The organism is Streptomyces sp. NPDC059142 (genome assembly GCF_042755665.1).
Taxonomy (GTDB): Bacteria; Actinomycetota; Actinomycetes; order Streptomycetales; family Streptomycetaceae; genus Streptomyces.
Map to the genome: position 1 here is coordinate 246,425 of NZ_JBHZDA010000002.1, position 5,761 is coordinate 252,185.

Consider the following 5,761-nt stretch of genomic DNA (forward strand, 5'->3'; position numbering starts at 1 on the left):
GGGGGCCGCCGGGGGGGGGGGTGACCCCCCCGCGGGTCGACCTGGCGCGCTGCGCGGGGGGGGGGGCGTCCGGGGGGGCGGGGGCCGCCCGCGGGGCCCGGGGGGCCGGCGCCCCCCCCGGACTCCGTCAGCCGCGGACCGGTGTGAACTCCACCGGCAGGGACTGCGGTCCCCGGGTGAACACGCCCTGCTCGACCGGGTCGAAGCCGTCGGCGAGCCGGACGTCCGGCATCGCGTCGAGCAGGTGGTTCATCCCGGTCTCGACCTCCGCCTTGGCCAGCAGCGCCCCGACGCAGAAGTGGCGGCCGAGGGCGAAGGCCAGATGGTCGGCCGCCGCGGAGAACGCGGTCGTGGCGGTCAGGTCGTCGCGGAAGATGTCGAAGGAGTCCGGCTCCCGGTAGTGCGTGTCGTCGCGGTTGGCCGCCCCGATCAGGCAGGTGACCGTCGCACCGGCCGGTACGGTGCCCCCGCTCAGCTCCACGTCCGTCGCCGTCTGCCGCATGATCATGTGCACCGGCGGGGTGAACCGGAGCGTCTCCGCGAAGGCCCGGTCGATGAGCGAACGGTCCCGCTGTACGGCGGCGAGCTGCTCGGGGTGGAGCAGGAGGTTGGCGAAGATGCTGGCGATCGCCTTGTCGGTGGTCTCCCCTCCGGCGGCGAGCAGCAGGCTGCAGAACGCCTTGATGTCCTCGTCGCTCATCCGTACGCCGTCGACCTCGGCGGCGCAGAGGGTGGAGAGCAGATCGTCCCCGAGGTGGTCGCGCCGCTCCCGGATGATCGGCAGCATGTACTCGGCGAACTCGATCCGGGTCCGCTCACCGGCCGCCGTCACCTCGGGGTCGCCCGAGAGGTTGCCCAGGAAGGCGATGACCGCCGTGTACCAGCCGTGGAAGCGGCCGTGGTCGGCCTTGTCGAGGCCGAGCATGTCCGCTATCACGTTGACGGGGAAGCGGGTCGCGTACGCCTCCACGAGATCGACGGATCCGGTGTGCCGGAAGGTGTCGATCAGTTCACGGGAGTTGCGCTCGATGACGGGCTGGAACTTCTCCCGCAGGTCGCTGCCGCGGAAGGCCGGCGCGACCAGCGCCCGGCGCACGGCGTGCTCCCGCCCGCTGAGCTGGAGGATCGTCCTGCCGTGCACGGGCTCGATCTGCCAGTCGTAGTTGTCGGTGGTGAACACCGACTCCTTGTCCTTGAAGGCCCGTTCGACGTCGTCGTACCGCGAGATGATGTAGCTCTTCGTGGCTTCGTGCCAGATGAGCGGGGCACTCTCCCGCATCGCGCGGTAGGCCGGATAGGGGTTCTCCGCGAATTCCGGCGACAGAATGTCCGGGATCTGCTGTGCGGTGGCCATGGCGCTCCCTCTGTAGGTGCCGTTCCGATCGGTAACGGACGGCACCGCCAAGGGTATTGATCATAGGTCGACAGAAACAGGCCATGTCCTGACCGAGCGTGGTCGCGTCAGTCGGCAGCGGGTACGGTCTCGGGCTCGGCCGGCTCCGCGGCCCTGGCCTGTCGCGCCTGCTCGCCGGCCTTCTTGGCGCGGCTCTTCAGGACGAGCATGGAGGTGATCCCGATGAGTACGGCGAGCAGCAGCCCCAGCCAGGAGAAGCGCTTCAGCCAGGCTTCGGCGACGACGCCCACCGAGTACACGACGGCGGTCGTGCCGCCCGCCCAGACGATGCCGCCCAGCACGTTGGCGATCAGGAACTTCCAGTACGGCATGCGCAGGACGCCCGCGAGCGGTCCGGCGAAGATACGGAGCAGCGCGACGAAACGGCCGAAGAAGACCGCCCACATGCCCCACTTCTCGAACGAGCGCTCCGCCATCGCGATCTGGTCGGCGCCGAAGTGCTTGGGGAACTTCGCGCCGAGCCAGCCGAGCAGGGGCCTGCCGCCCTTGCGTCCGATGGCGTAGCCGATCGAGTCGCCGATGATCGCACCGGCCGTGGCGCAGGCGCCGAGGATGTACGGGTTGATGTCACCGTGCTGGGAGGCGAGCAGCGCCGAGCTGACGAGGACGATCTCGCCGGGCAGCGGGATGCCGAGGCTCTCCAGTCCGATGACCACCCCGACCAGGATGTAAATACTGACCGCGGGGACGGTCTCAAGCCACTCCTGGACGTGCAACGGCGGTTCCTCCTGTGCGTCCCTGTTCCGTGTGCCGGCATGACCCGGCGCGCGCCACGCGGGCGCACGCCGGGCAGCCTACCCGGTGAGGGGGCGGGGTCAGGAATCCGTGTTCGAGACCGCGGACGGCCCAGGAGTGCGGGCGGCCCCGGTCATCGGTGGACGGACGGGCTCAGGAGTGCGGGCGGAGGATCCAGACCACGGTCATCTCGCCGGTGACCGCCCCGTCCTCCCGGGTGAGGGTGACGGCGACGGGGAATTCGGGGCGGCCCCCCGCGTCCAGCTCCGCGATGACGTCCGCGGCCGGGCGGCCGAGGACCGCGGTGGCCGTGACCGGGCCCATGGCGAGCTTCTTGTAGTGGATCTCCGCCTTGACGGCGAGGGGGACGACCCGTTCGAGGAGGTGTCCGAAGGCGGCGATCACGATCGCGCCGCTGGCGGACTCGGCGAGGGTGAACATCGCTCCGGCGTGCGGTCCGCCGACATGGTTGTGGAAGTCGGGCTGGTCGGGGAGGTGGACGACGGCCCGCTCCGTGGTGATCTCCTGGTAGCCGAGGCCGAGGGTCCTGGCCATGGGAACGGTGGCGGCGAGCATCTCGCCGACGGACATCTGATCAGCGCTCATGGGCCATTATGTTACCCACGGGTAGGAGGCTTCACCATCCCCTGACGGGGCGGACGTCACGGCCCCATGGGGTCCCTCTATCGTTACTGGCCATGTGGCCAGGACAGCAGCCGCCCGGGGGCGAGCAGAACCCGCAGGACCAGAATCCCAATCCGTACCAGCAGCCGGGGTACCAGCAGCCGAACCCGTACCAGCAGCCGGGGTACCCGCAACAGCAGCCGGGGTACCCGCAGCAGCCCGGTTACGGCTATCCGCAGCAGCAGCCGGCGAGCGGGCAGCAGCCCGGCTACCAGCAGCCCAACCCTTACCAGCAGCCGACGGTGCCCATGCAGTACTCGGCACCGGGAACGCCGGACGGGTCGGGTCCTCCGGGAAACGACAGGAAGAGGACGACGGTCGTCGCGGTGATCGCCGCCGCGGTGGTCGTGCTCACGGCGGCCGGCACGGCCTACTTCGTCCTGGGCAAGGACGACGGTTCGAGCGATCAGGCGGGCGGCCCGAAGGTGTCCGCGCCGCCGTCGGGCTCCGAGGAGCCGACCGCGGAGCCGTCCCAGGACAACCCGCGCAACGGCGCGGCGGCCAAGCCGCAGATCGAGGGCTGGAAGGTCGTGACCAACCCCAAGTACGGGACGCAGTTCGACGTCCCCGCCGACTGGGAGGTCTCCAAGACCGGCGTCATATCCGGCTTCGAGGACATCGAGAAGGGCGACGGATCGGTCGCGATCTCCTTCTCCGCCCCGGCCTTCCTCAAGTCCGAGTGGTGCTCGCAGGACACGGACAAGGACGGCAAGCTGGAGTACAGCAGCCTCGCCGGCACCGGTACGAAGGGTGCCGAGGGCGCCACGGACACGGCGACGGCCTCGAAGAACGAGGCGGGGAGCTGGGTGTGGGCCGCGTACGGCCAGCCCGAGCCGATGGCCACGCTGAAGAAGAAGATCACGGTCGGCAAGCCCCAGGAGTTCACCACCACGGCGGGGCTCAAGGGGCACTACACGACGGCCGAGTCCGCGGGGCTGGAGAAGAAGGACAAGTGCGACACCGACGGCAAGTCGATCGCCTTCACCTTCACCACCGCCAAGGGCGACTACTCGACGTGGATTCTGTACGCGAACAAGGGCGTGCCGGACGAGCTGTCCGAGGCGACGATGAAGAAGATCATGGGCACGGTCCGGCTCTCGGGGACGCCCTCGGAGTCCTGACCGGGCACCACCGGCACCACCGGCGGCGCCTGCACCGGTGCCGCCGACAGGGCCACGGCCGACGCCACGACCCACGCCACGGCCGCCGCGAACACCGCTGATCCCGCGGCGTTCGCGGCGCCGGAGCCGGGCGCCGGGCCCGGTCGGTGCGAGAGCCCTACGCGGGACGGTGGGCCAGCAGGTAGGCCTGCGGGACCTTCTCGTCAGCGCTGGGCTCTCGCACCAGCCGGGCGTCCATCACGAAGCCGGCCTTCTCCAGCCCGTCGCTGACCCGGTCGGGCGAGAGCCGGTGGAAGTCGAGGCGGACGGTGTGGCCCCACGCCTCGGTGAAGCTCAGCGGTGCGTCGCCGACCTGGAAGGCGACCAGGAGACTGCCGCCCGGGGCCAGCACGCGGTGGAACTCCGCGAACACCCCGGGGTGCAGCTCCGGCGGCACATGGATGACGGAGTACCAGGCGACCAGGCCCGCGAGGGAGCCGTCCGGGAGGTCCAGCGCGGTCATCGACCCCTCGTCGAAGCGCAGCTCCGGGTGGGCGCGCCGGGCCAGCGCCACCATCGCCGGGGAGAGATCGACACCGCGGACGCGCACACCGAGGGAGTCCAGGAACGCGGTCACCCGGCCCGCCCCGCTCCCCACCTCGACGACGGGTCCGCCCCCGGCGCCCCGGAACGGTTCGGCGAAGGCGGTGAGCATGGCGCGGCCCAGGGGCCCGTCCACCCGCATGGTGGGGAAGCGCTCGGCGTACTCCGCGGAGATCTTGTCGTAGCCGTCGCGGGTGTCGCGCAGATAGGTGGGTTCGGTCATGGCGAGGACAGTAGCGGTGGCCCCACCTCAGTCGACGGAGAACGCCCCGTCCGGGGGCCGGGGCGAGGGGACCGCTCCGCTGTCCCGTACGGGTGCCGCGTCCCCGGTGAACCGCCGCAGGGAGGCGCCGTGTTCGACCCGGGCGGGGAAGGCGTCCGAGGCGGTACGACGGGCCAGGGACGCCGTGTCGAGCGGCCGGTGCGCGGCGACCAGGACGGCGTTGCCGAAGCGGCGCCCGCGCAGCACGGGCGGTTCCGCGATCAGCGCCAGCTCCTCGAAGACCGTGGCGAATGTGGCCAGTTGTGATCGGAGAAAGGCGAACGGAGCACCGTCCGCGAGATTGGCGGCGTAGATCCCCTCGGGGCGCAGCACCCGGGCGGCCTCCCGCGCGTACTCGACGGAGGTGAGGTGGGCGGGGATGCGTGAGCCGCCGAAGACATCGGCGATCAGGACGTCCACGGAGCGGTCCGGCGCCGTTTCGAGGAAGCGGCGGGCGTCCGCGGTGTGGGCGGTGATCCCCGCGCCGGCCGGTATCGGCAGCTCCTGCTCGACCAGCGCCAGCAGCGCCGCGTCGGCCTCCACCACGGACTGGGCGGAGCCGGGCCGGGTCGCGGCGATGTAGCGGGGCAGGGTGAAGGCGCCGCCGCCGAGGTGGAGCACGGTGAGCGGGGCGGGGGCCACCGCCCACGGGGCGGACGCCGCGCAGTCCACGACATGGGCGAGGCGCCGTACGTACTCGAACTCCAGGTGGGCCGGTTCGTCCAGGTCGACGTAGGACTGGGGCGCGCCGTCGACCGTCAGCAGCCAGGCCCGCTCCCGGTCCACGTCGGGCAGGAGCTTGGCGGTGCCGCGGTCGACGGCGCGGATGACGGGGATCGGCTCGTTCACCGTTCCATTGTGCGGGGGGGGGGGGGGGGCGGCGGGCCGGGGGGGCGCGCGGGCGGGGCGCTCGGCAACGGACGCGGGCGGGTGCGCGGGCGGCGCGGCCCGCCCGCCCCCGCC

The 5,761-nt window shown here is 71.7% G+C and carries 6 protein-coding genes; 1 reads left to right on the top strand and 5 read right to left on the bottom strand.

Annotated elements, in window-relative coordinates; genetic code table 11:
- Window positions 1-127 precede the first annotated feature (127 nt).
- From ACFXPK_RS02255 to ACFXPK_RS02265, 3 genes are all read right to left on the bottom strand, one after another.
- On the bottom strand, window positions 128-1,354 hold the full coding sequence (locus ACFXPK_RS02255) for a cytochrome P450 (protein WP_385006626.1): 1,227 nt from the start codon (window positions 1,352-1,354) through the stop codon (window positions 128-130).
- A gap of 107 nt (window positions 1,355-1,461) precedes the next feature.
- The gene (locus ACFXPK_RS02260; RefSeq protein WP_385070659.1) at window positions 1,462-2,130 is read right to left on the bottom strand and encodes a DedA family protein; all 669 of its coding nucleotides are present in this window, start codon (window positions 2,128-2,130) and stop codon (window positions 1,462-1,464) included.
- 172 nt (window positions 2,131-2,302) lie between these two features.
- On the bottom strand, window positions 2,303-2,755 hold the full coding sequence (locus ACFXPK_RS02265; protein ID WP_385006622.1) for a DUF4442 domain-containing protein: 453 nt from the start codon (window positions 2,753-2,755) through the stop codon (window positions 2,303-2,305).
- 92 nt (window positions 2,756-2,847) lie between these two features.
- On the opposite strand from ACFXPK_RS02265, the gene ACFXPK_RS02270 reads away from it, so the two are divergent.
- Window positions 2,848-3,954, top strand: coding sequence for a hypothetical protein (locus tag ACFXPK_RS02270; protein ID WP_385070663.1), 1,107 nt, complete (start codon window positions 2,848-2,850; stop codon window positions 3,952-3,954).
- Window positions 3,955-4,111: 157 nt separating this feature from the next.
- Here the strand turns inward: ACFXPK_RS02270 and ACFXPK_RS02275 are convergent, their stop codons facing one another.
- Window positions 4,112-4,759: a class I SAM-dependent methyltransferase gene (locus ACFXPK_RS02275; RefSeq protein ID WP_385070666.1), complete on the bottom strand. Its 648-nt coding sequence runs from the start codon at window positions 4,757-4,759 to the stop codon at window positions 4,112-4,114.
- A 27-nt stretch (window positions 4,760-4,786) separates the two neighbouring features.
- The gene (locus tag ACFXPK_RS02280) at window positions 4,787-5,647 is read right to left on the bottom strand and encodes a spermidine synthase (RefSeq protein ID WP_385008061.1); all 861 of its coding nucleotides are present in this window, start codon (window positions 5,645-5,647) and stop codon (window positions 4,787-4,789) included.
- Between the last annotated feature and the right edge of the window lie 114 nt (window positions 5,648-5,761).

Bases quoted from the DNA above. Each gene is read 5' to 3' on its own strand.
- ACFXPK_RS02270 (WP_385070663.1), top strand. From the start codon at position 2,848: ATGTGGCCAGGACAGCAGCCGCCCGGGGGCGAGCAGAACCCGCAGGAC.
- ACFXPK_RS02255 (WP_385006626.1), bottom strand. From the start codon at position 1,354: ATGGCCACCGCACAGCAGATCCCGGACATTCTGTCGCCGGAATTCGCG.
- ACFXPK_RS02275 (WP_385070666.1), bottom strand. From the start codon at position 4,759: ATGACCGAACCCACCTATCTGCGCGACACCCGCGACGGCTACGACAAG.
- ACFXPK_RS02265 (WP_385006622.1), bottom strand. From the start codon at position 2,755: ATGAGCGCTGATCAGATGTCCGTCGGCGAGATGCTCGCCGCCACCGTT.